15 protein-coding genes are annotated in these 24,782 nt (G+C 57.7%); 3 read left to right on the top strand and 12 right to left on the bottom strand.

Annotated elements, in window-relative coordinates; translation table 11 throughout:
- Nucleotides 1–27: 27 nt before the first annotated feature.
- The gene (malQ, locus tag B3X29_RS16360; RefSeq protein WP_103177325.1) at nt 28–2,112 is read right to left on the bottom strand and encodes a 4-alpha-glucanotransferase; all 2,085 of its coding nucleotides are present in this window, start codon (nt 2,110–2,112) and stop codon (nt 28–30) included.
- 9 nt (nt 2,113–2,121) lie between these two features.
- Nucleotides 2,122–4,515: a maltodextrin phosphorylase gene (malP, locus tag B3X29_RS16355; RefSeq protein ID WP_159340216.1), complete on the bottom strand. Its 2,394-nt coding sequence runs from the start codon at nt 4,513–4,515 to the stop codon at nt 2,122–2,124.
- A 584-nt stretch (nt 4,516–5,099) separates the two neighbouring features.
- Between malP and malT the strand changes: the two genes are divergently transcribed.
- Nucleotides 5,100–7,805: an HTH-type transcriptional regulator MalT gene (gene malT / locus B3X29_RS16350; RefSeq protein WP_103177327.1), complete on the top strand. Its 2,706-nt coding sequence runs from the start codon at nt 5,100–5,102 to the stop codon at nt 7,803–7,805.
- A gap of 131 nt (nt 7,806–7,936) precedes the next feature.
- Here malT and B3X29_RS16345 read toward each other — a convergent pair whose 3' ends face one another.
- The 3 genes from B3X29_RS16345 to glpE are packed head-to-tail and all read right to left on the bottom strand — an operon-like array spanning nt 7,937 to nt 9,918.
- Nucleotides 7,937–8,695, bottom strand: a complete 759-nt coding sequence (locus tag B3X29_RS16345) for a DeoR/GlpR family transcriptional regulator (RefSeq protein WP_103177328.1) — start codon at nt 8,693–8,695, stop codon at nt 7,937–7,939.
- A gap of 18 nt (nt 8,696–8,713) precedes the next feature.
- Nucleotides 8,714–9,544: a rhomboid family intramembrane serine protease GlpG gene (gene glpG, locus B3X29_RS16340; protein WP_159340215.1), complete on the bottom strand. Its 831-nt coding sequence runs from the start codon at nt 9,542–9,544 to the stop codon at nt 8,714–8,716.
- A 44-nt stretch (nt 9,545–9,588) separates the two neighbouring features.
- Nucleotides 9,589–9,918: a thiosulfate sulfurtransferase GlpE gene (gene glpE, locus B3X29_RS16335; RefSeq protein ID WP_103177330.1), complete on the bottom strand. Its 330-nt coding sequence runs from the start codon at nt 9,916–9,918 to the stop codon at nt 9,589–9,591.
- A 205-nt stretch (nt 9,919–10,123) separates the two neighbouring features.
- Between glpE and glpD the strand changes: the two genes are divergently transcribed.
- Nucleotides 10,124–11,632: a glycerol-3-phosphate dehydrogenase gene (glpD, locus tag B3X29_RS16330; RefSeq protein ID WP_159340214.1), complete on the top strand. Its 1,509-nt coding sequence runs from the start codon at nt 10,124–10,126 to the stop codon at nt 11,630–11,632.
- 141 nt (nt 11,633–11,773) lie between these two features.
- On the opposite strand, the gene glgP is transcribed toward glpD, so the two are convergent.
- From glgP to asd, 6 genes are all read right to left on the bottom strand, one after another.
- Nucleotides 11,774–14,221, bottom strand: a complete 2,448-nt coding sequence (gene glgP / locus B3X29_RS16325) for a glycogen phosphorylase (protein ID WP_103177332.1) — start codon at nt 14,219–14,221, stop codon at nt 11,774–11,776.
- A gap of 19 nt (nt 14,222–14,240) precedes the next feature.
- Nucleotides 14,241–15,674: a glycogen synthase GlgA gene (gene glgA / locus B3X29_RS16320; RefSeq protein WP_103177333.1), complete on the bottom strand. Its 1,434-nt coding sequence runs from the start codon at nt 15,672–15,674 to the stop codon at nt 14,241–14,243.
- On the bottom strand, nt 15,674–16,969 hold the full coding sequence (glgC, locus tag B3X29_RS16315) for a glucose-1-phosphate adenylyltransferase (protein WP_103177334.1): 1,296 nt from the start codon (nt 16,967–16,969) through the stop codon (nt 15,674–15,676). Before glgC ends, glgA begins: the two co-directional genes overlap by 1 nt.
- A gap of 18 nt (nt 16,970–16,987) precedes the next feature.
- Nucleotides 16,988–18,961, bottom strand: a complete 1,974-nt coding sequence (gene glgX, locus B3X29_RS16310) for a glycogen debranching protein GlgX (RefSeq protein ID WP_159340213.1) — start codon at nt 18,959–18,961, stop codon at nt 16,988–16,990.
- Entirely contained in the window at nt 18,958–21,144 is a 2,187-nt protein-coding gene (glgB, locus tag B3X29_RS16305) for a 1,4-alpha-glucan branching enzyme (protein WP_103177336.1), read from the bottom strand. The genes glgX and glgB overlap by 4 nt, the downstream gene beginning before the upstream one ends.
- A 250-nt stretch (nt 21,145–21,394) precedes the next feature.
- Nucleotides 21,395–22,498 carry an aspartate-semialdehyde dehydrogenase gene (gene asd, locus B3X29_RS16300; RefSeq protein ID WP_103177337.1) on the bottom strand — a complete coding sequence of 368 codons (1,104 nt, stop codon included), beginning with the start codon at nt 22,496–22,498 and terminating at the stop codon, nt 21,395–21,397.
- A 177-nt stretch (nt 22,499–22,675) separates the two neighbouring features.
- On the opposite strand from asd, the gene yhgN reads away from it, so the two are divergent.
- Nucleotides 22,676–23,269, top strand: a complete 594-nt coding sequence (yhgN, locus tag B3X29_RS16295) for an NAAT family transporter YhgN (protein ID WP_103177338.1) — start codon at nt 22,676–22,678, stop codon at nt 23,267–23,269.
- A 186-nt stretch (nt 23,270–23,455) separates the two neighbouring features.
- Here the strand turns inward: yhgN and B3X29_RS16290 are convergent, their stop codons facing one another.
- Complete coding sequence (locus tag B3X29_RS16290) at nt 23,456–23,902, bottom strand: hypothetical protein (RefSeq protein WP_159340212.1); 447 nt, start codon at nt 23,900–23,902, stop codon at nt 23,456–23,458.
- Nucleotides 23,903–24,782 lie beyond the last annotated feature (880 nt).

Below are 24,782 nucleotides of genomic sequence, written 5' to 3'. Positions count from 1 at the left end.
AAACCCGCCATCCGGCGGGTTTTTTTATCACTTCTTCGCAGCCGCTTTTCGCCGCTTATCCAAATCCTTAATCAGCTTGTTCACGCCGTCATCGGCAAACATCGCCTCAAGGGAGGTGGAGAGCTTGCGACGCCAGTTCTTGTACTGGTAGCTGGTGCCCGGGATGTTAACCGGCTCCGCCATACCCAGCCAGTCTTCCGGCTGCAATCCCAGCAGCGCACTGTTGCTGTCGGCAATGTAGCGCTGCAAACCGCGGTTGAGCGTGGCGGTCATCGACATCAACGACGCCTTATGCCCGGTGCGTTTTGGCAGGCAGCCGTGCTCATGCAACGCATCCAGCAGCCCCTGCTTCGACAGCTCACGATCCTGATAGAGCCCGTGGAGCATCACTTCGTCAGGGTAGAGACCCAGCGTCTTGCCCAGGGTAAGGTCGCCGCTGTCCCACCAGCCACGAAGCGTAGGAAGGTCATGCGTCGTCGCGACTGCCATTGATTGTTCTGGATACGCCTCCGGCGCGCGGAAGTTCTTTTCAAGGTCGTTTTCAAAATAGAGCACCTTGTAGGAGTACACGCCGCTGTCACGCAGCTTGCTGACAATTTCTACCGGTACGGTACCGAGATCTTCGCCGATCACCATACAGTTATGGCGCTTACTCTCCAGCGCAAGGATAGAGAGCAGATCGTCCACCGGATAGTGAACGTAGGCGCCGTGGTCGGCGGTTTCGCCGTAGGGGATCCACCACAGACGCAACACCGACATCACATGGTCGATACGCAGCGCACCGCAGTTCTGCATGTTGGCGCGCAATAGTTCGATAAAGGGCTCATAGGCGCGAGCCGCAATCACGTGCGGGTCCATCGGCGGCAGACCCCAGTTCTGACCGAGCGGGCCCAGAATATCCGGTGGCGCGCCGACCGAGGCTTTCAGGCAGTAGAGCTCGCGATCGCACCAGGTTTCCGCCCCGCCTTCAGCCACGCCAACCGCCAGGTCACGGTAGAGACCAATCGGCATGTCGTAACCCTGGCTCTCCTGCCAGCAGGCTGCGAACTGGCTGTAGGCCAGCCACTGCAGCCAGAGGTAAAAATCGACCTCGTCGGCATGTTCGTCGCAAAACGCTTTCACCGCCGGGGACTCGACGGACTGATACTGCTCAGGCCAGACCGGCCAGCCCCAGCGCATTTCATCCTCTTGCACCTGATGCGCATGCAGGGCGTCGAACGCCGCCTGCCAGTAGAGGCTCTCCCCTTCGCGGGCAACAAACGCCCGGAAGGCCGCCATCTGGTCGTCGTCACGCTGCGCAAAGCCTTTCCACGCCATACGCAGCGCGGCCATCTTCAGCGCGGTGACGGAGGCATAATCGACCCACTCGGCATCGCGGGCGCGTTGCAGCGTCTGCCGGGTAGTCTCCATCTTCCACCACGCCTGCGCCTCGTCGCTGTTGCGAAAATCCTCCACGGCGTTCACGTCGATATAAATCACGTTCAGCCAGCGACGGGACGACGGGCTGTACGGGCTGGCGCTCTCCGGGTTGGCCGGATAGAGCGCATGGATCGGGTTAAGGCCGATAAAGGCCCCGCCGCGCTTGCCAACGTCCGCCAGCATCTTTTTCAGATCGCCAAAATCGCCGATCCCCCAGTTAGCCTCCGAGCGCAGCGTGTAGAGCTGCACACAGGCGCCCCACAGCTTTTTGCCCTCTTTCAGCGCCTGCGGCTCGTAGCAGCGTTTTGGCGCCACAATCACCCGGCAGTGCCAGCGCTGGCCGTCCTGGGTGAGCGTCAGCGTGTGGTAGCCCTCCGGCAGTTTTGCCGGAAGGTTGAGGTTTTTGCCGCCCGTGGCGTGGCCCTTGTGCTGATGTCCCTCTTCGGTGGTCAGTAGCCAGCTAAAGTCGCCGCTGCCTTCGATCGTCAGCGGCATCTTTTTCCCGGCGGTGTAGACCATCACGTTCGGGACGGGGGTGACCGCCGCTTTCGCGACGGGTTTGGCTTTATGCATGGCATCCAGCAAACGCCTCTTGGTTTCAGCACCAATAGACTGCGGTTTACCATGAGCATTGATGTAGCTGGGGCTGATGCCCGCCGCCAGTGCGGCATTATCGAGACGTTTACTTTCCATCGCGCTTCCTTAGCGTTTTGCCTGCCAGATGCGGGCCTGGTAGTCGCGGATTGAACGGTCAGAGCTGAACATGCCACAGCGCGCGGTGTTCAGAATGCACGCCCGGGTCCAGGCTTCCTGGTCGCGGTACAGAACATCGACCTGTTTCTGCGCCTCAACGTAGCCGGCAAAGTCCGCCATCAGCAGGTACGGGTCGCCGCCCTCTTTGCCGATGCTGTGCAGCATCTGGTCGAACGCATGCTTGTCGCCATCGCTGTATTTGCCGCTCTCCAGCTCTTTCAGTACCGCATCCAGCAGTTTGTCTTTTTTACGCCATTTCACCGGGTCGTAACCTTTGGCTTTAATGGCTTTCACCTCTTCCACAGTATGGCCGAAGATAAAGATGTTCTCGTCGCCCACCTGCTCGGCAATCTCAACGTTCGCCCCGTCCAGAGTACCCACCGTCAGCGCGCCGTTCAGGGCCAGCTTCATGTTGCCGGTGCCGGAGGCCTCTTTACCGGCAGTAGAAATCTGCTCAGAAACGTCCGCTGCCGGGATTAACAGCTCGGCCGCCGAGACGCAGTAATCCGGCAGGAAGACCACTTTCAGCTTGTCGCCCACTTTCGGATCGTTGTTCACCGCGTCGGCCACTTTATTGATAGCGAAGATGATGTTTTTTGCCAGGTAGTAGCCCGGCGCCGCTTTCGCGCCAAACAGGAACACGCGCGGCACGCGATCGGCCTGCGGGTTCTCGCGGATCTCTTTGTACAGCGCCAGAATGTGCAGCAGGTTCAGGTGCTGACGCTTGTACTCGTGCAGACGTTTAATCTGAATATCAAACAGCGCGTTCGGGTTGATCTCAATCCCGGTACGGGCTTTGACGTACGCCGCCAGGCGCACTTTGTTGTCCTGCTTGATGGTGCGGTAAGACTCGCGGAATGCCGCATCGTCGGCATATTTCTCCAGGTTGATCAGCTGATCGAGATCGTTGGCCCACTCTTTATCCAGCGAAGAATCCAGCAGCGCGGAGAGTGCCGGGTTGCACTGCTTGATCCAGCGACGCGGGGTGATGCCGTTGGTCACGTTGTGGAACTTGTTCGGCCACAGCTGGTGATATTCCGGGAACAGATCTTTCACCACCAGGTCGGAGTGCAGCGCAGCCACGCCGTTTACCGCAAAACCGCTCACCACGCAGAGGTTAGCCATGCGCACCTGTTTGTCGAACACCACTGCCAGCTTCGCCCATACCGCTTTATCGCCCGGCCAGGTTTTCTCGACCCGCTTTTTGAAGCGGTTGTTGATCTCGGTGATGATCTGCATATGGCGAGGCAGCAGGGTTTTAATCAGCTTCTCGTCCCAGCATTCCAGCGCCTCTGGCATCAGGGTGTGGTTGGTGTAGGCGAAGGTCTTGCTGGTGATCGCCCAGGCGTCGTCCCAGGTCAGCTGATGCTCGTCGATCAGCACGCGCAGCAGTTCCGGAATGGCGATGGTTGGGTGGGTGTCGTTCAGCTGGATCACTTCGTAATCCGCCAGCTCCGCCAGTTTGCGGCCCGCCTGGTGGTGGCGACGGAGAATGTCGGCCACGGAGCAGGCGCACTGGAAGTACTGCTGCATCAGGCGCAGCTTTTTGCCCGCCAGATGGTTGTCGTTCGGGTAGAGAACCTTGGTCAGCTTGTCGGCGTCGATCCCCTGCTGCTCGGCACGCAGGAAATCGCCGTCGTTGAATTTGGTCAGGTTGAACGGATGGGCATGGGTCGCCTGCCACAGACGCAGCGGCTGCGCCACGCCGTTACGGTAGCCCAGCACCGGCAGATCCCAGGCCTGGCCGGTGATGGTGAAGCCCGGCTCCCACTGGCCCGCTTTGGTCACTTTACCGCCAATACCCACCTGCACATCCAGCGCTTCGTTGTGGCGGAACCACGGGTAGCTGCCACGATGCCAGTCATCCGGGGCTTCCATCTGCTGGCCGTCGGCAAAGGACTGACGGAACAGGCCGTACTGATAGTTCAGACCATAGCCGATCGCCGACTGGCCTACCGTCGCCATGGAGTCCAGGAAGCAGGCCGCCAGACGCCCCAGGCCGCCGTTGCCAAGCGCCGGGTCGATCTCCTCTTCCAGCAGGTCGGTCAGGTTAACGTTGTGCGCGTTCAGCACATCGCTCACCTCCTGATACCAGCCCAGGTTAAGCAGATTGTTGCCGGTCAGACGGCCAATCAGGAATTCCATTGAGATGTAGTTAACGTGGCGCTGATCTTTCGCCGGTTCTACTGCGGGTTGGGCGCTCAGTAACTCGGCGAGCGCTCCACTGACGGCCTGCCACCACTGGCGGGAGGTCATCTCTTCAGCGGCATGTAAACCAAAACGCTGCCACTGACGCGTCAGGGCAGCCTGGAATTGAGCTTTGTTGAAAGTAGGCTGTGACATAGGGAATCTGCATCCTGTAGAGAGAAAATAAAACGTTGGCGCTAGTGTGCCTGGCTACTTATGGCTCTTCCTCCTCCTGCCGGGGATTAGGCGGGGAGGAGTAGCGGGGATGAGCGATAAAGTGTGATCGCGGCCACTTTCCACAGCCAGAGTGTGGGGCATTGCAGACGAGATTACCGGGAAGAGTGTCAAAAAATGAAACAGGTTTTCAGAAGAAATATATGAGCGCAGTAATAATTACTTACCTGAAATAATAACTGTAGGATTTTACTGTATCGCAGAGGGTTATTTTACCAGGGTAACCATCCCGAGACTTTATTAACTTTTCACAGCCTTTACGATTCTATATTCCTTTTTATGCTTAACCTTCCGCATGCTCGCCAAACCAGTATCCATGCGCTTTCGAGGCCCATCGGAAAAGTTCCCGCACCCCAGCATATATTTTTGTGACCGAGTGCAAATTAAGGGATATAAAACCCGGACATAACTTGCAATAAAGAGGTTTCTGACCGACCTTATATGCATTAATTACGAAGCGCAAAAAAAATCAAAAATCTCGATTTCCACACAGTGAAGTGAAAACTATGTTGATTCCGTCCAAATTAAGTCGCCCGGTTCGTCTTGACCATACTGTGGTCCGCGAACGCTTGCTGGCGAAACTTTCCGGCGCGAACAATTTTCGACTGGCGCTGGTAACGAGCCCTGCCGGCTACGGCAAAACCACGCTCATTTCGCAGTGGGCATCCGGCAAGACCGATCTTGGCTGGTACTCCCTTGATGAGGGCGATAACCAGCAGGAGCGCTTCGCCAGTTATCTGATCGCCGCCATTCAGCAGGCGACCAACGGACACTGCGTAACCAGCGAAAGCATGGTGCAAAAGCGGCAGTACGCCAGCCTCTCCTCACTGTTTTCCCAACTGTTTATCGAGCTGGCCGAATGGCATCGCCCGCTCTATCTGGTCATTGACGATTATCATCTGATCACCAACCCGGTGATCCATGAGTCGATGCGCTTCTTCCTGCGCCATCAGCCGGAAAACCTGACCCTGGTGGTACTGTCGCGCAACCTGCCGCAGCTGGGCATTGCTAACCTGCGCGTGCGCGATCAGCTGCTGGAAATCGGCAGCCAGCAGCTCTCCTTTACCCATCAGGAGGCGAAGCAGTTCTTTGACTGCCGCCTGAAATCCCCTATCGAGGTGGCGGAAAGCAGCCGCCTGTGCGACGACGTAGCAGGCTGGGCGACCGCCCTGCAGCTTATTGCGCTGTCGGCGCGGCATAACAATAGCCCGACGCAGCAGTCCGCCCGTCGTCTGTCGGGGATCAATGCCAGCCACCTCTCCGATTACCTGGTGGATGAAGTGCTCAACAGCGTCGATCAAACCACCCGTCAGTTTCTGCTGAAAAGCTCCCTGCTGCGCTCGATGAACGATGCCCTGATTGTGCGCGTCACCGGCGAAGACAACGGCCAGATGCGCCTGGAAGAGATTGAGCGTCAGGGGTTGTTCCTGCAGCGTATGGACGACTCCGGCGAATGGTTCAGCTACCATCCGCTGTTTGGCAGCTTCCTGCGCCAGCGCTGTCAGTGGGAGCTGGCGACCGAACTGCCGGAAATCCACCGCGCCGCGGCAGAAAGCTGGATGGCGCAGGGGTTCCCGAGCGAGGCGATTCATCACGCGCTGGCAGCGGGCGATGCCCATATGCTGCGCGATATCCTGCTCAACCACGCCTGGAGCCTGTTTAATCACAGCGAGCTGGCCCTGCTGGAAGAGTCGCTGCGCGCCCTGCCGTGGGAGAGCCTGCTGGAAAATCCACGCCTGGTGCTGCTCCAGGCCTGGCTGATGCAAAGCCAGCATCGCTACAGCGAAGTAAACACCCTGCTGGCCCGCGCCGAGCAGGAGATGAAGGGCGAGATGGATGCCGCCCTGCACGGCGAGTTTAACGCCCTGCGCGCGCAGGTGGCGATCAATGACGGCGACCAGGAAGAGGCCCAGCGCCTGTCGATGGTCGCGCTGGAAGAGCTGCCCCTGGCGAACTTCTACAGCCGTATCGTTGCCACCTCGGTGCATGGGGAAGTGCTGCACTGTAAAGGCGATCTCACCCGCTCCCTGTCGCTGATGCAGCAGACCGAACAGATGGCACGCCGTCACGATGTCTGGCACTACGCGCTGTGGAGCCTGATCCAGCAGAGCGAAATTTTGTTTGCCCAGGGCTTCCTGCAGGCCGCCTGGGAGACGCAGGAAAAAGCATTCAACCTGATCCGCGATCAGCATCTGGAACAGCTGCCAATGCACGAGTTCCTGCTGCGCATTCGCGCCCAGCTTCTGTGGGCGTGGGCACGTCTGGACGAAGCCGAAAGCACCGCCCGTCTTGGGGTCAATGTGCTCTCCACCTATCAGCCGCAGCAGCAGTTGCAGTGTCTGGGCCTGCTGGTGCAGTGCTCCCTGGCGCGCGGCGATCTCGACAACGCCCGGAACCATCTCAACCGCCTGGAAAACCTGCTCGGCAACGGTCAGTACCACAGCGACTGGGTATCGAACGCCGATAAGGTGCGGGTGATCTACTGGCAGATGACCGGCGACAAGAAATCGGCGGCCAACTGGCTGCGCCAGACGCCGAAGCCGGCGTTCGCCAATAACCACTTCCTGCAGAGCCAGTGGCGCAACATTGCCCGGGCGCAGATCCTGTTAGGCGAATTTGAACCGGCCGAGATGGTGCTGGAAGAGCTGAACGAAAATGCCCGCAGCCTGCGTCTGATGAGCGATCTCAACCGCAACCTGCTGCTGCAAAACCAGCTTTACTGGCAGTCAGGCCGTAAGAATGACGCCCAACGCGTGCTGCTGGAAGCGTTGCAGCTGGCGAACCGCACCGGCTTTATCAGCCACTTTGTGATTGAAGGCGAGACTATGGCGCAGCAGCTGCGCCAGTTGATTCAGCTCAACACGCTGCCGGAGCTGGATCAGCACCGTGCCCAGCGCATTCTGCGTGAGATTAACCAGCATCATCGCCACAAGTTTGCCCACTTCGACGAGACCTTTGTGGAGCGTCTGCTGAATCACCCGGAAGTGCCGGAGCTGATCCGCACCAGTCCGCTGACCCAGCGCGAGTGGCAGGTTCTGGGGCTGATTTACTCAGGCTACAGCAACGAGCAGATTGCCGGTGAGCTGGCGGTGGCGGCCACCACCATTAAAACGCATATCCGTAACCTGTATCAGAAGCTGGGCGTCGCCCACCGTCAGGATGCGGTGCAGCATGCGCAGCAGCTGTTGAAGATGATGGGGTACGGCGTGTAGGGCATTGCCCGGCGGCGCTGCGCTTGCGCGGGTCTACGGTTTTGTTGCCATTTATTGCCCGGCGACGCTACGCTTGCACGGGCCTACGGTTTTGTAGGCCGGGTAAGGCGAAGCCGCCACCCGGCACAAACTCAGCACAGTTCTAACTGCAACTTATGATCGCGAATCACTTTTAACACCCCTTCCGGCGGCATCACATCCGTATAGACCGCATTCACCATACTTATGCTGCCCATATTCACCATCGCGTTACGGCCAAACTTGGAGTGATCCACCACCAGCATGACATGGCGCGAGTTCTCAATGATCGCCCGTTTGGTGCGCACTTCGTGGTAGTCAAACTCCAGCAGCGAGCCGTCCGTATCGATACCGCTGATGCCGAGAATGCCAAAGTCGAGGCGGAACTGGGAGATGAAGTCGAGGGTCGCCTCGCCAATAATGCCGCCGTCACGGCTGCGCAGCTCGCCGCCCGCCAGAATGATGCGAAAGTCCTCTTTCTGCATCAGGGTGGTGGCGACGTTGAGGTTGTTGGTCACGATACGCAGGTTTTCATGGCCGAGCAGGGCATGCGCCACCGCCTCCGGCGTGGTGCCGATGTCGATAAACAGCGTCGCGCCGTTGGGGATCTGACTGGCGACCTTACGGGCGATACGCTCCTTTTCCGAGGTCTGCGTCGCCTTGCGGTCATGCCAGGGGGTGTTGACCGAACTGGAGGGCAGCGCCGCGCCGCCGTGGTGGCGCAGGATACGGTTCTGATCGGCCAGGTCGTTGAGGTCGCGGCGGATGGTCTGCGGGCTGACGGCAAACTGCTCCACCAGCTCTTCGGTACTGACGTATCCCTGCTTTTTCACCAGGTCAATAATGGCATCATGACGTTGTGTTTGTTTCATCGGAGTTCCCTGCCAGATTTATGTTCGTTTTCGCGCATTGAGCGTATCGGCAAACGCCATCGCCAGCCCGACCGCCAGCCCGGCAAAGTGAGCACCGTTGGCAATCGCCATACCAAACAGATCAAACCATCCGGCAATAATCCAGATTAACGCGAAAGTCATTAACCCGCGCTGCAGGTAGATACCGCTCTCTGGATCGCGCTCGCCGCGCAGCCAGACATAGCCCATCAGCGCGTAGACCACGCCAGAAAGCCCGCCAAACCACGGGCCGCTGAATTTATGCTGAATAAAGCCGCTAAGCAGCGCGCTGATGAGGGTGAGCACGATGAGCTTGCCGCTGCCGAGCCGTTTCTCCACCGCCCCGCCGAGATACCACCACCACAGCAGGTTAAAGAGGATATGCAGGAACGAGAAGTGCATCAGCGCGTGGGTGAAGTAGCGCCAGAATTCGAACTCTAACGAGGCGTCATAGGGCCAGGCCAGCAGCAGCATGATCTGCTGATCGCCCACCACGCTCATCATAATGAAGACCAGAATGCAGGCCGCCATTAACCCCAGGGTAAACGGCCCCGCGCGTTCGCGCACGGTCGCAAGGAAAGGAAAGCGCTGATAACGCAGGCCGCTACCGGTATGGCCGGACTGCCAGCTCGCCGCCAGATAGCGCGCATCGCCGGGATTTTCCAGAAAACGCGCCAGCTCTGCCTCAACCCGGGCAGCCTGGCTCTCATCCGCCAGCCAGACGTCGGTTTGCGTATGTTGTTGAATGGTAAGAATGACACCCTGCGTCGCCATGTAGTCGACAAACGCCTGGGCGACGCGCGGGTTGTTAAAAGAGGTGATCAGTAGCATCGGCGGCAGTCGCTTATTCCACACAAAAGGGGACAGTATATACCCTAAATGCCCGCGTGCTCGACTTCTGCCGGGAAATGACGGTGCCAGGCATCGAAGCCGCCGTCCACGCTGTAAACCGAGTCATAGCCCTGTTGCAGCAGATATTGCGCCGCCCCCTTACTGCTGTTGCCGTGATAGCACATCACCATCACCGGGGTGTCGAAATCGTTGTCACGCATAAACTCGGCGAGCGAGGCATTGGTCAGATGGAATGCGCCCGGGGTGTGGCCCATCGCAAAACTTTGCGGATCGCGAATATCCACCAGCACTGCGGTGCCCTGGTGCATCTTCTGATGGGCTTCTTCTACGTTAATACATTCAAATTGTTCCATGGTGCTCTCTGTTGTCTGTTCACGTGCCGTGCGGCCTGGGACCGCACTATTTTAACGGTTAGTGTACGTCGTGGCGGCGGGTAAACGCCATTATGTTAGCTCTATCACTCAAAAATGTTTTTTTGATGTTACTAAAATCCATTTCCTTTGCTAATATGAGCGATATCGAACATTTTTGAGCTTTAACGAAAGTGCTGAGGGTACAATGGAAACTAAAGATCTGATTGTAATAGGTGGCGGTATCAACGGTGCAGGCATTGCGGCTGATGCGGCCGGGCGCGGGTTATCTGTCCTGATGCTGGAAGCGCAGGATCTCGCCTGTGCCACCTCCTCCGCCAGCTCCAAACTGATCCACGGTGGCCTGCGTTACCTGGAACACTACGAGTTCCGCCTGGTGAGTGAAGCCCTGGCGGAACGTGAAGTGCTGCTGAAAATGGCTCCCCATATCGCCACGCCGATGCGTTTTCGTCTGCCGCACCGCCCGCATCTGCGCCCGGCATGGATGATCCGCATTGGTCTGTTTATGTACGATCACCTGGGCAAACGCACCAGCCTGCCCGCCTCTGCCGGTGTGCGTTTTGGCGCAGACTCGGTGCTGAAGCCTGAGATTGTGCGCGGATTCGAATATTCCGACTGCTGGGTGGACGATGCCCGCCTGGTACTGGCCAACGCGCAAATGGTTGAACGTAAAGGCGGCGAGGTGAAAACCCGCACCCGCGCGGTCTCGGCGCGCCGGGAAAAAGGGGTGTGGATCGTCGAAGCGGAAGATATCGATACCGGCGAGCGCTTCAGCTGGCAGGCACGCGGGCTGGTGAACGCAACCGGCCCCTGGGTGAAGCAGTTCTTTGACCAGGGGATGCAGCTGCCGTCGCCGTATGGCATCCGCCTGATCAAAGGCAGTCACATTGTAGTGCCGCGCGTCCATACCCAGAAGCAGGCCTATATTCTGCAAAACGAAGACAAGCGCATCGTGTTTGTCATCCCGTGGATGGATGAGTTCTCCATCATCGGCACCACCGACGTGGAGTACAAAGGCGATCCGAAGAACGTTGAGATCGACGAGAGCGAAGTCAGCTATCTGCTGGAGGTCTATAACGCGCACTTTAAAAAGACGCTGGCGCGCGAGGATGTGGTCTGGAGTTACTCTGGCGTACGTCCGCTGTGCGACGACGAATCCGATTCACCGCAGGCTATTACTCGCGACTACACGCTCGATATTCACGACGATCACGGCAAAGCGCCGCTGCTGTCGGTGTTTGGCGGCAAGCTCACCACCTACCGTAAGCTGGCGGAACATGCGATGGAAAAACTGGCCCCCTTCTACCAGGGTATCGGCCCGGCATGGACCAAAGGCGCGGTGCTGCCCGGCGGTGATATCGGCGGCAACCGCGATGACTATGCGGCAAAACTGCGCCGTCGCTATCCGTTTATCAGCGAATCCATGGCCCGCCACTTTGCCCGCACCTACGGCAGCAATAGCGAGCTGATCCTGAACGGGGCGAAGGATCTGACCGATCTGGGCGAACATTTTGGCCATGAGTTTTACGAGGCGGAACTGCGCTACTTAGCCGACCACGAGTGGGTACGCCGCGCGGACGATGCGCTCTGGCGTCGCACCAAAGAGGGGATGTGGCTTAATGCGGAACAACAGTCGCGCGTGGCGCTGTGGCTGGCGCAGCGTATGGGAAAGCGTGAGCTGTCGTTAGCATCATAAAAAATGCCCGGTGGCGCTAACGCTTACCGGGCCTACAGGTTTCATGCGGGCTTCGTGCCCGGTGGCGCTGGCGCTTACCGGGCCTACAAAAGACAAATGAACGTAGGCCGGGTAAGGCGCAGCCGCCACCCGGCGTTTTTTTTACAACCGCACCGGTTTGATATGCCAGATGTTCTCGGCATACTCCTGAATGGTGCGATCCGACGAGAAGTAGCCCATATTGGCGATGTTGTGCATCGCTTTGGTGGCCCACTCTTCCGGCTTACGGTACAGCTCGTCCACCCGGTCCTGACAATCCACATAGCTGCGGTAGTCCGCCAGCACCTGGTAGTGGTCACCGAAGTTAATCAGCGAATCCACCAGGTCGCGATAGCGGCCAGGCTCATCCGGGTTAAATACCCCGGTGCCGATCTGGGTCAGCACCTGACGCAGCTCTTCATCCTGCTCGTAATAATCACGCGGTGAGTAGCCCTTAGCACGCAGCGCCTCCACCTCTTCTGTGGTGTTACCGAAGATAAAGATGTTCTCTTCACCCACGTGCTCCAGCATCTCAACATTGGCGCCATCCAGCGTGCCGATGGTCAGCGCGCCGTTGAGGGCAAACTTCATGTTACTGGTGCCCGACGCCTCGGTGCCTGCGGTGGAGATCTGCTCCGAGAGATCGGCGGCCGGAATGATCAGCTGGGCCAGACTCACGCTGTAGTTCGGGATGAAGACGACCTTCAGCTTGTCGCCAATCTGCGGATCGTTATTGATCACCTTCGCCACATCGTTGATCAGATGAATAATGTGCTTCGCCATGTAGTAGGCCGACGCCGCTTTCCCGGCGAAAATGTTCACGCGTGGCACCCAGTCCGCATCAGGGTCGGCCTTGATGCGGTTGTAGCGGGTGATCACGTGCAGCACGTTCATCAGCTGACGCTTGTACTCGTGGATACGTTTGATCTGGACGTCGAACAGCGCTTTCGGGTTAGCGACTACGTTCAGATGCAGCGCCATCCACACCGCCAGCCGCTTTTTATTGAGCAGCTTGGCATCACGCACCGCTTTATTCACCGTCGGGAAGTCAGCATGCTGCTCAAGCTCGCTCAGCTGGCTTAAATCGGTCCGCCAGGTGCGACCGATGTTCTCGTCGAGCACATCGGAGAGCGGCTGGTTCGCCAGCGCCAGCCAGCGGCGCGGCGTTACCCCGTTGGTGACGTTGCAGAAACGCATCGGGAAGATTTTCGCAAAGTCTGCGAACAGCGACTGCACCATCAGGTTCGAGTGCAGCTCAGACACGCCATTGACCTTGTGGCTGATCACCACCGCCAGCCACGCCATGCGCACCCGGCGGCCATTGGATTCATCAATGATCGAGGTGCGGCTCAGCAGGCCGGTGTCGTGCGGATACTGCTCCTGCAACGTTCTCAGGAAGAAGTCGTTAATCTCAAAGATAATCTGCAGGTGGCGCGGCAGGATTTTGCCCAGCATATCCACCGGCCAGGTTTCCAGCGCTTCGCTCATCAACGTGTGGTTGGTGTAGGAGAAGACCTGGCAGGTCACCTCAAACGCCTCGTCCCAGCTGAACTTATGCTCGTCAATCAGCAGGCGCATCAGCTCAGGGATCGACAACACCGGGTGGGTATCATTCAGGTGAATCGCGATCTTATCCGCCAGATTGGCGTAGGTTTTGTGCAGCTGGTAGTGACGGCTCAGGATATCCTGAATGGTCGCGGAGACCAGGAAGTACTCCTGACGCAGGCGCAGCTCGCGCCCGGAGTAGGTGGAATCATCCGGATAGAGCACCCGGGAGACGTTCTCGGAGTGGTTTTTATCTTCCACCGCCGCGAAGTAGTCGCCCTGGTTGAACTTACCGAGGTTAATCTCGCTACTGGCCTGGGCGTTCCACAGGCGCAGCGTGTTGGTGGCGTCAGTGTCGTAGCCGGGAATGATCTGATCGTAAGCCACGGCCAGGATCTCTTCGGTCTCGACCCAGCGGCTCTTCTTGCCTTCCTGCTGAATACGGCCACCGAAGCGGACTTTATAACGGGTATTGTGGCGCTTGAACTCCCACGGGTTGCCGTACTCCAGCCAGTAGTCCGGAGACTCTTTCTGTCGGCCATCGACAATGTTCTGTTTGAACATGCCGTAATCGTAGCGGATACCGTAGCCACGCCCTGGCAGGGCGAGGGTCGCCAGCGAATCGAGGAAGCAGGCTGCCAGACGACCCAGACCACCGTTGCCGAGGCCAGGGTCGTTCTCTTCGTCAATCAGCTCTTCTAAATCTAACCCCATCTCTTCCAGCGCGGTTTTGACGTCGTCATAGATACCCAGCGACAGCAGCGCGTTGGAAAGGGTGCGGCCAATCAAAAACTCCATCGACAGATAGTAAACCTGGCGAGTCTCCTGTGAGAGCTGAGCGCGGTTGGAGCGCAGCCAGCGCTCAACCAGCCGGTCACGCACCGCAAACAGGGTGGCGTTGAGCCATTCATGTTTGTTGGCGATGACCGGGTCTTTGCCAATGGTGAACATCAGCTTGTAAGCAATGGAGTGCTTTAACGCCTCAATGCTTACCGTGGGAGACGCATAGGAAAAGGGTGCATTCATATCTCTGATTCCAGCATTGTTACATCAAGCGTTGATAAAGATCGCGGTAGGACTGCGCCGCAACTTGCCAGCTAAAATCCATGGCCATCGCCTGACGTTGAACAAAACGCCATAAAGAAGGACGTGACCACAACACGAAAGCACGACGAATCGCGCGTAACAGCGACCAGGCATTACTGTCTTCAAAGACAAATCCGGTGGCGATCCCATCCGCCAGATTCTCCAGCGAGGTGTCGGATACGGTATCCGCCAGCCCGCCAGTACGCCGCACCAGTGGCAGTGTGCCGTACTTCAGACCATACAGCTGGGTTAAGCCGCAGGGCTCAAAACGGCTCGGCACCAGAATAACGTCTGCGCCCGCCATGATGCGGTGCGAAAACGCTTCGTGATAGCCAATCTGCACACCCACCTGTCCCGGATGTTCGGCGGCGGCGGCGAGGAAGCCCTCCTGCAGTACCGGATCGCCCGCCCCCAGCAGCGCCAGTTGTCCGCCCTGCTCCAGCAGGCCCGGCAGCGCCTCGAGCACGAGATCGAGTCCTTTCTGGCTGGTCAGACGGCTTACCACCGCAAACAGCGGCACCTTGTCGTTGACCTTCAGTCCCATGGCAACCTGCAGCTGACGTTTGTTCTCGGCCTTATCTTCCACGGAGTCGCGGTTATAGCGCGCGCCCAGCAGCAGATCGGTTTCCGGACTCCAGATTTTTTCATCCACGCCGTTGAGAATGCCCGACAGTCGGCCTTCGCGATGGCGCTGGCTGAGCAGCCCCTCCATCCCATAGCCAAACTGCGCTTCGGTGATCTCCCGCGCGTAGGTTGGACTGACGGCGGTAATGTGATCGGCGTAGTAAAGCCCGGCCTTGAGGAAGGAGATCTGCCCCTTAAACTCCAGCCCGTGCATATTAAAGAATGACCATGGCAAATCGATGTCATCCATATGTTTGGCGAAATACATGCCCTGGTATGCCAGGTTATGCACGGTAAAGACCGACTTCGCCGGATGGCCGCGTGCCGCCAGATAGGCTGGCGCTAACCCGGCGTGCCAGTCGTGGGCATGCACCACGTCCGGACGCCAGAACGGATCCAGCCCACAGGCCATCTCCGCCCCTACCCAGCCGAGCAGCGCGAAACGCAGCACGTTATCGGTATAGGCAAACAGGTTAGTGTCGTGGTACGGGCTCCCTGGGCGGTCATAAAGATGCGGCGCGTCAATCAGGTAGATGCCCACGCCGTTGTAATGGCCAAACAGTAATGTGATGCGCCCGGCAAAGGTCTCGCGGCGGCTGACGATCTGCGCGTCAGGCACGCCGCGACGAATATCTGGAAAAGCGGGTAACAGCACGCGGGTATCAACCCCACCTGCAATTTGCGCCGCCGGTAACGCCCCTATCACATCCGCCAACCCGCCGGTTTTGAGCAACGGGAACATTTCAGAACAAACGTGTAAAACCTGCATCATCGCTCCTGTTTGATCTGCAGTTTACGCAGCATTTCACGCGTAACCAGCACGATACCTTCTTCTGAGCGGTAGAAACGGCGCGCGTCCTCTTCCGCATTTTCTCCAATTACCATGCCTTCCGGAATCACGCAGGCACGGTCGATAACGCAACGACGCAGGCGGCACGAGCGGCCCACCCAGACGTCGGGTAACAGCACTGATGAATCAATATTGCAGAAGGAGTTCACCCGCACGCGCGGGAACAACACCGACTGCACCACCACCGAGCCGGAGATAATGCACCCGCCGGAAACCAGCGAGTTCAGGGTCATGCCGTGGCTGCCCGAACGGTCCTGGACAAATTTTGCCGGCGGCAGAGACTCCATATGAGTACGAATCGGCCAGTTATGGTCGTACATATCCAGTTCCGGCGTGACAGAGGCCAGATCGAGGTTAGCCTTCCAGTACGCCTCCAGGGTTCCTACATCGCGCCAGTACGGTTCTGAATTCGGATCGGACTGCACGCAGGAGAGCGGGAAAGGATGTGCATAGGCCATGCCAGATTTGGTGATTTTCGGGATGATGTCTTTGCCGAAGTCGTGGCTGGATTTTTCATCCTTGTCGTCCTCTTCCAGCAGCTGGTAAAGGTAATCTGCATCAAAGACATAGATACCCATGCTGGCAAGCGCTTTAGTGTCATCGCCCGGCATTGAAGGTGGGTTTGCCGGTTTTTCCACGAAATCGATCACCTTGTCGTTTTCGTCCACCGCCATGACGCCAAACGCCGTCGCCTCGGCAACGGGCACCGGCAAACAGGCTACGGTGCAGCGCGCCCCTTTTTCGACATGGTCGATAAGCATGCGCGAGTAGTCCTGCTTGTAGATATGGTCCCCGGCAAGGATCACCACATACTCGGCGTTATAACGGCGGATGATATCGAGGTTCTGCGTGACCGCATCGGCGGTGCCGCGGTACCAGTTTTCGCCATGTACGCGCTGTTGGGCAGGCAACAGATCGACAAACTCGTTCATCTCCTCACTGAAGAACGACCAGCCGCGCTGAATGTGCTGCACCAGAGTGTGTGACTGATACTGGGTAATGACGCCAATACGGCGAATGCCTGAGTTGAGGCAATTGGACAGAGCAAAATCGATAATACGGAATTTACCGCCGAAGTGGACGGCGGGTTTGGCGCGCTTGATCGTTAAATCTTTTAATCGGGTACCGCGGCCGCCAGCAAGAATCAGGGCAACAGACTTCAATGGCAGCTGACGCGCCAACATTAGAGGGTCGTTCTTATCTAACCTAACCATGATCAACTCCTTTTATTATCATCTCTGGAATACACATACACCGTGCGCAGGCCCATGCCAGACAGTCATAACGACCGGATTATCCTCTCCGGCAAATGGGGGGATAGCCCGCCACTCCCCTTCAGGTAAAATAATTTCTGCGACCTCATCTGTGGCATTGAGGGTGATGAGCCAGCAATCCGAAAGCAGGATTTGCAGGCGCGGCACACCGTTCTGCCACTCGTGCGCACCTAACGGTTGCGCCATTTTATTTAACCAGCGAACGTTGCCGTCGCCCTCTTCCCACCACCGATCCTCGGTGAGCGCCGGGAGCTGCTTACGCAGATGGACCAACGCGGCAGTAAAGGCGACGAGTCCCTCGTTTGCCTGCTGCCAGTCAAGCCAGGTTAACGCGTTATCCTGGCAATAAGCATTGTTGTTGCCGTGCTGACTGTGGCCATGTTCATCGCCCGCCAGCAGCATCGGCGTACCCTGTGACAGTAAAAGCGTCGTCAGCAGCGCATGCACGCTGGCGCGGCGCCGCTCGATCACATCCAGATTGCCACTTAACCCTTCAACGCCATGGTTAAAACTGTGGTTACTGGAGGTGCCGTCACGGTTCTCTTCACCGTTTGCTTCATTGTGTTTCTGATTGAAACAAACGCAGTCGCGCAAGGTGAAACCGTCGTGCGCCGTCAACAGGTTGATCGACGCGGAAGGCAAGCGCCCGTTGCGTTTAAACAGATCGCTGGAAGCGGCGAAACGTCCGGCAAATGTTCCCAAAGAGAGATCGCGCGCCAACCAGAAGCGGCGCGCCGCATCACGATAGTGATCGTTCCACTCCGCAAACGGCGGCGGGAAATTTCCCACCTGGTAGCCGCCCGGGCCGATATCCCAGGGTTCTGCAATCAGCTTCACACCTGAGAGCAGCGGGCAGTTTTTTATCGCCTCAAACAGCGGCGACTGCTGGCTGAATTCCGGCGTGCGTCCCATCACCGACGCAAGATCAAAACGAAAACCGTCGACATGGAAGGTTTCAACCCAGTACTTCAGGCAGGCATACGCATAGTCTGTCACTGCCGGATGGCTGAGATTGAGAGTGTTACCGCAACCGGTCCAGTTGTGATAATCACCATCCTCTCTTAACCAATAATAGCTAGGGTTATCAATTCCGCGCAGGGAGAACGTCGGCCCCTCAAGATCCAGCTCGGCGCTGTGATTGAGGACGATATCCAGAATGACCTCGATACCCGCTTCGTGCAGCGCCTTCACCGCGTCACGAAACTCATCTCTTGCCCGGTCGGGATGCGAGGCATAGCGCGGTTCAAGGGCGAACATCGCCATTGGGTTATAGCCCCAGTAGTTACTGAGACCGAGGCGTTGCAGGCGCGGCTCGCTGGCGAAATGGGCCACCGGCAATAATTCCAGCGCAGTGATGCCGAGGTGCTTAAAATAAGCAATCATCACCGGGTGGCTGAGCGCTTTGTAGGTGCCGCGGATATCTTCGGGGAGGTCAGGGTGCAGCCAGGTCAGCCCTTTGACATGGGCTTCATAGATAACCGTTTTGCCCCACGGTATGTTGGGCGGGGCGTCCTCTTCCCAGTCGTAGTGATCGCTGACCACGACGCTTTTTGGCGCAACGGCCGCACTGTCACGGTGATCCGGGGTATCTTTGCCGCTGTGCAGCAGGGGATCATCATTCAGCGTGCCTTCGACCTGATACGCGCGCGGGTCAAGCAGCAGTTTTGCCGGGTTAAAGCGCAGCCCCTTTGCCGGATCCCACGGGCCATAAACCCGAAAGCCATAGCGCATGCCGGGGCGGGCATGTTCCAGATAGCCATGCCAGATATCGCCGCTGCGCGCCACCATATCGTACCGATGTTCAATGCCTTTGCCGTCAAACACGCAGAGTTCAACCCGATCAGCGTGGGCGGAAAAGAGAGTGAAATTCACTCCTTTTCCGTCATAGCATGCGCCAAGCGGAGCGGGTTTACCTGCGGCGAGTTGCGTCATTCCCCCTCCCGGACCAGCCAGATAGTGGCTAACGGCGGCAACGTAATGCTCAGGGATTGTGGACGACCGTGGCTCTCCTGCTCATCGCTCTGTACCAGCCCCCCGTTACCCGCGTTGCTGCCGTGATAGTGCATGGAGTCGGTATTCAGCACTTCACGCCATTTGCCTGGCTGATTGATGCCGAAACGGTAGTGATGGCGCGTCACCGGGGTGAAGTTACTGGCGACGATAATTTCGTTACCCGCCTTGTCGCGACGGACAAAGATCAGCACCGAGCGCTCGTGGTCATCCACCACCAGCCACTCAAAGCCGTAATCATCAAAGTCGAGTTCGTGCAGGGCTTTGTGGTGACGGTAGGTATGGTTGAGGTCGCGCACCAGGCGCTGAACGCCGTGGTGCCAGTTGTCGCCCCCTTCCAGCAGATGCCAGTCGAGGCTCGCATCGTGGTTCCACTCGCGGCCCTGGGCGAACTCGTTGCCCATAAACAGCAGCTTTTTCCCCGGGAAGGCGAACATCCAGCCGTAGTAAGCGCGCAGATTGGCAAATTTCTGCCACGCGTCTCCTGGCATACGGTCGAGAATCGATTTTTTGCCGTGCACCACTTCATCGTGGGAGAGCGGCAGGACAAAGTTCTCGGTGCCGTTATAGAGCATGCCGAAGGTCAGTTTGTCGTGATGATACTGACGATGCACCGGATCCAGCTTCATGTAATCCAGGGTGTCATGCATCCAGCCCAGGTTCCACTTGTACCAGAAGCCCAGCCCGCCCATTGACGGCGGACGGGAGACGCCCGGGAAGTCGGTGGACTCTTCAGCCATCGTGACCGCCCCTGGCGCCTGTTCGCCAAGAATGCGGTTGGTGCTGCGCAGAAACTCAATCGCTTCCAGGTTTTCACGGCCCCCGAACTCGTTCGGGATCCACTCGCCCTCTTTGCGGCTGTAGTCGCGGTAGATCATCGAGGCGACGGCGTCCACGCGCAGGGCATCAATGCCGAAACGCTCGATCCAGTAGAGGGCGTTGCCCACCAGGTAGTTGGTCACTTCCCGACGGCCATAGTTATAGATCAGGGTATTCCAGTCCTGGTGATAGCCTTCCCGCGGGTCGCTGTGCTCATACAGGCTGGTGCCGTCAAATTGCGCGAGGCCAAAATCATCGGACGGGAAGTGGCCTGGCACCCAGTCGAGGATCACGTTCAGCCCGGCGGCGTGCGCGGCGTTGATAAAATAGCGGAAGTCGTCGCGGGTGCCGAAACGGCGGGTCGGGGCATACATCCCGGTTGGCTGGTAGCCCCAGCTGCCGTCAAACGGATGCTCGTTAATGGGCAGCAGTTCCAGATGGGTAAAGCCCATCCACTTCACATAGGGGATCAGTTGGTCGGCCAGCTCCCGGTAGCTGAGCCAGAAGTTGTTGTCGGTATGACGACGCCAGGAGCCAAGATGGACTTCATAAATAGAGATCGGCATATCGAACTGGTTCGCCCGAATACGCTCTTCGCTCTGGGCGACTTTCTCCGGCAGGCCGCAAATGAGTGACGCCGTTTCCGGGCGCATCTGCGCTTCGAAGGCATACGGATCAGCCTTGATGCGCAGCTTGCCCTGCGCATCGATCAGCTCATATTTGTAGAGCTGGCCGTTCAGGGCTCCGGGGATAAATAGCTCCCAGATGCCGGTTTCACGCCGCAGACGCATCGGATGGCGACGGCCATCCCAGTAGTTGAACTGCCCCACTACGGAGACGCGCTGGGCATTCGGCGCCCAGACGGTAAAACGGGTGCCGGTGACGCCATCCATGGTGTCGGCATGGGCGCCAAGCGTTTCATAAGGACGCAGGTGCGTACCTTCAGACAGTAGCCAGGCATCCATCTCCTGCAACAGTGGACCAAAGCGATAGGGATCGTCGATCAGATTCTGTTGTCCATGCCAGATCACAGCGAGCTGGTAGCGGAAGAAATTTTTACGGCGGGCCATCACGCCAGCGAAAAAGCCGCGTGAATCGAGACATTCGAGTTTCCCGACCTTGCGGCCGGTTTTAGGTTCAATCACCCACACTTCCGTTGCGTCAGGTAACAGTGCCCGGACTTCCAGGCCGGCATCAGTGCGGTGCATGCCAAGTACAGAAAACGGATCCGCAAAGTGACCCGTAATAAGCGCATTAATCACGTCTCTATCAATACGAACGGACATGGTATTCATCCTGTTTTTTTAGTTGCCGCCCCTTTCGCGCGCCGGGTACGACCTTGATGTGACCTGAACGGAACCGCACATTGTGCATCCTCTCTGTTCCGTTCAACCTCCAGGCGGAATATGTGACATCCCGCATAAAGCATAGCCAACGCTTTATATGACTCCTGAAAAATTATGGACCATTTGGCGTTTACTCCATGTAGTACGCAAAAAAAGGGGTGATAAATCACCCCTTAGTATTAAGTATTTATTACGCGAGCTGGCGCAGCATTCTGCGCAGCGGTTCGGCAGCACCCCACAACAGCTGGTCGCCGACGGTAAAGGCGGAGAGGTACTCCGGCCCCATATTTAGTTTACGCAGACGGCCTACCGGGGTAGATAATGTGCCGGTGACGGCCGCAGGGGTCAGTTCGCGCATGGTGATGTCGCGGTCGTTTGGCACCACTTTCGCCCACGCATTGTGTGATGCGAGCAGTTCTTCCACGGTTGGGATAGACACATCTTTTTTCAGTTTAATGGTGAATGCCTGGCTGTGGCAGCGCAGTGCACCGATGCGCACGCACAGGCCATCAACTGGGATCGCGGAAGCGGTACGCAGGATTTTGTTGGTCTCAGCCTGGCCTTTCCACTCTTCGCGGGTCTGGCCATTATCCAACTGTTTGTCGATCCACGGGATCAGGCCACCGGCCAGCGGTACGCCGAAGTTATCCACCGGCAGCTCGCCGCTGCGGGTCAGCTGAGTCACTCTGCGTTCGATATCGAGGATAGCGGACGCCGGGTTTGCCAGCTCATCAGCAACACTGTGGTGCAGTTGGCCCATCTGGGTCAGCAGTTCGCGCATATGGCGCGCGCCGCCGCCGGAGGCCGCCTGGTAGGTCGCCACAGAGACCCACTCCACCAGATCCTGAGCAAACAGGCCACCCAGCGACATCAGCATCAGGCTGACGGTGCAGTTGCCGCCCACGAAGGTCTTCACGCCCTTGTTCAGGCCGTCGGTAATGACATCTTGGTTAACCGGGTCAAGAATAATGATGGCGTCGTCTTTCATGCGCAGCGAAGAGGCCGCGTCAATCCAGTAGCCCTGCCAGCCGCTTTCACGAAGCTTTGGATAAATTTCGTTGGTATAATCGCCGCCCTGGCAGGTGACAATAATATCCAGCGCCTTCAACGCTTCCAGATCGTAAGCATCCTGCAATGTGCCTGTGGTACCCCCAAAGGACGGTGCAGCCTGGCCGAGCTGGGAAGTGGAGAAGAAGACCGGACGGATAGCGTCGAAATCGCGCTCTTCAACCATGCGTTGCATGAGTACAGAGCCGACCATACCGCGCCAGCCGATAAAACCAACGTTTTTCATAGCATTTTTTTCCTGCAGAGGGTGTGTGCTGTTTGTGCAAGCCAGTATTGAACTGGGATATGCTTCACATTACAAAATGCTGCCAAAGTCGCAAGCGAAATTAATCGATGATTGCCCGGCTATCAGAAAAAGAGCTAATCATCGGGGAAACCATACAAGTATCAGGGATAATTTACGATGAGTGAAATCATTTCCGCAGCTGTTTTATTGATCCTAATTATGGATCCACTCGGAAACTTGCCTATTTTCATGTCGGTGTTGAAGCACACCGAGCCGAAGCGCCGTCGGGCCATCATGATCCGCGAGCTGCTCATCGCTCTGCTGGTGATGTTTATCTTCCTGTTTGCCGGCGAGAAAATTCTCGCATTCCTGAACTTACGCGCTGAAACGGTCTCCATTTCCGGCGGGATCATTCTGTTCCTGATTGCCATCAAAATGATTTTCCCGAGCACCGAAGGCAACAGCAGCGGCCTGCCTGCGGGTGAAGAGCCGTTTATTGTGCCGCTGGCGATCCCGCTGGTCGCCGGGCCGACCATCCTGGCGACGCTGATGCTGCTGTCGCATCAGTATCCGAACCAGATGAGCCATCTGGTGATTGCCCTGCTGATTGCCTGGGGCGGAACGTTCATCATTCTGCTGCAGTCGTCGCTGTTTTTGCGCCTGCTGGGGGAGAAAGGGGTAAATGCGCTGGAGCGGCTGATGGGGCTGATTCTGGTGATGATGGCGACACAGATGTTCCTGGATGGGATTCGGGCGTGGATGAAGGGGTGAGGGTTTATGGGGTGATGGGGTGAGAATATGCGGCGGGGGTGGTAGTTCCGTTCACTTTACTGCCAGTACTTCTCTGTTACACCCGCGCCGGTAGCCCGGGTGTCGCTGTAGCTTTTTTACTTTCCTGTAATTTGGACATCGCGTTAAGAAATGTAGGCCGGGTAAGCACAAGCGCCACCCGGCGTTTTACAGCAGCACGACACCTTCATCTGTGCGCAGCCAGCGCGGTGCTTTTAGCGTATCGCTATAAAAACTGACCAGTTCCTGGAGTAAATCTTCTGCCACTCTTTCATCACTTTTTGACAGGGATTGATTGAGAAGTAGCTGTGTTAATAGCTGGCAGTAACGCCCAAGCTGATCTGCTTCCGGCTCAAAGACCGGCACGTCCAGCGGCAAGTCATCCACCGTCAGGCTCGCTTTTAAATGCTCGGGTACAGGTTCAAGCAGGGTTGGCTGAAGCAGAGCAAGACAAGCTGAAAGCCGCCCGCACAGCGCCATCTTTTGCGCCGGATCGTCGCACTCGGCCAGTACATCAACAAAGCGCGCACAGTTATCCGCCAGCGCGGTGAAATCCGTGTTGTGATCGAAGGGTGTGGTGAATAAAGAGTGAGAAAAGCTAAGGGTAGTAGTCATAAGACAGCCTCTGATGAGTTAATTTGACCACCACAGAAGGGACCAACCTTACTGGTGATGGACTGAACGGAGTTGGTCCTACCGGCCTCATCAGCTACCGGCGCACCTTGCGGTGCCACCGTCCAGCCCACCATTGAGGTGTAACGGGCTGCGCGATAAAAACGAGCTTTATCACGGATGAGAATAACAGGGGACCAACCCTGACGCCCGATTTTGCAGGCGTGGCGAGAAGATACCGCTTTGCTGAGGGTGTATCAAGCGAGGCTCTGGAAGGCTGCTCGCATAACCCGAAATTAAATCTCCAGCGGCAAAAGTAGTCAGATAAGCACAACACCCGCAGCGGCTCCCTGTTCCGGCTGAAAATCGCCGAAGCGTTGACGGGAGGCCGGGGCGAGGCGCAGGGATGCGCCGAGAGGGGGCGACCTACAGGGATGTAGGATCGCCCCCGACCCGATAGCCGGAAGGAATAAGCTGAGGGCACCGCGAAGCGGCGATTTTCCTGGCCGGGAGCCGGGGTGGTCAGGGGGGCGGCGGCGAGCCCCCCTGACACGTTCACGGGTTCTGGCGCCCCAGAGAAGCATTGAACGTAAAGTGAACGGAACCGCCAACGGAGCCGCATGTTCTCCTGCACGCACAAAAAAGCCGGGTGGCGGCTACGCCTTACCCGGCCTACGTCCCTGTCCGCATAACCCGAAATTAAATCTCCAGCGGCGAAAGTAGTCAGATAAGCACAACACCCGCAGCGGCTCCCTGGTCCGGCTGAAAATCGCCGAAGCGTTGACGGGAGGCCGGGGCGAGGCGCAGGGACGCGCCGAGAGGGGGCGACCTACAGGGATGTAGGATCGCCCCCGACCCGATAGCCGGAAGGAATAAGCTGAGG

It is taken from the genome of Leclercia sp. UBA5076, assembly GCF_002416465.1.
Lineage (GTDB): Bacteria > Pseudomonadota > Gammaproteobacteria > Enterobacterales > Enterobacteriaceae > Enterobacter.
Note: the sequence above shows the minus strand (reverse complement) of the source record. Positions and strands in the feature narration are given on the sequence as shown.

What these genes read in the sequence shown, in the direction of transcription:
- malQ (WP_103177325.1), bottom strand. Translation starts at nt 2,112, where the DNA reads ATGGAAAGTAAACGTCTCGATAATGCCGCACTGGCGGCGGGCATCAGC.
- malP (WP_159340216.1), bottom strand. Translation starts at nt 4,515, where the DNA reads ATGTCACAGCCTACTTTCAACAAAGCTCAATTCCAGGCTGCCCTGACG.
- malT (WP_103177327.1), top strand. Translation starts at nt 5,100, where the DNA reads ATGTTGATTCCGTCCAAATTAAGTCGCCCGGTTCGTCTTGACCATACT.
- B3X29_RS16345 (WP_103177328.1), bottom strand. Translation starts at nt 8,695, where the DNA reads ATGAAACAAACACAACGTCATGATGCCATTATTGACCTGGTGAAAAAG.
- glpG (WP_159340215.1), bottom strand. Translation starts at nt 9,544, where the DNA reads ATGCTACTGATCACCTCTTTTAACAACCCGCGCGTCGCCCAGGCGTTT.
- glpE (WP_103177330.1), bottom strand. Translation starts at nt 9,918, where the DNA reads ATGGAACAATTTGAATGTATTAACGTAGAAGAAGCCCATCAGAAGATG.
- glpD (WP_159340214.1), top strand. Translation starts at nt 10,124, where the DNA reads ATGGAAACTAAAGATCTGATTGTAATAGGTGGCGGTATCAACGGTGCA.
- glgP (WP_103177332.1), bottom strand. Translation starts at nt 14,221, where the DNA reads ATGAATGCACCCTTTTCCTATGCGTCTCCCACGGTAAGCATTGAGGCG.
- glgA (WP_103177333.1), bottom strand. Translation starts at nt 15,674, where the DNA reads ATGCAGGTTTTACACGTTTGTTCTGAAATGTTCCCGTTGCTCAAAACC.
- glgC (WP_103177334.1), bottom strand. Translation starts at nt 16,969, where the DNA reads ATGGTTAGGTTAGATAAGAACGACCCTCTAATGTTGGCGCGTCAGCTG.
- glgX (WP_159340213.1), bottom strand. Translation starts at nt 18,961, where the DNA reads ATGACGCAACTCGCCGCAGGTAAACCCGCTCCGCTTGGCGCATGCTAT.
- glgB (WP_103177336.1), bottom strand. Translation starts at nt 21,144, where the DNA reads ATGTCCGTTCGTATTGATAGAGACGTGATTAATGCGCTTATTACGGGT.
- asd (WP_103177337.1), bottom strand. Translation starts at nt 22,498, where the DNA reads ATGAAAAACGTTGGTTTTATCGGCTGGCGCGGTATGGTCGGCTCTGTA.
- yhgN (WP_103177338.1), top strand. Translation starts at nt 22,676, where the DNA reads ATGAGTGAAATCATTTCCGCAGCTGTTTTATTGATCCTAATTATGGAT.
- B3X29_RS16290 (WP_159340212.1), bottom strand. Translation starts at nt 23,902, where the DNA reads ATGACTACTACCCTTAGCTTTTCTCACTCTTTATTCACCACACCCTTC.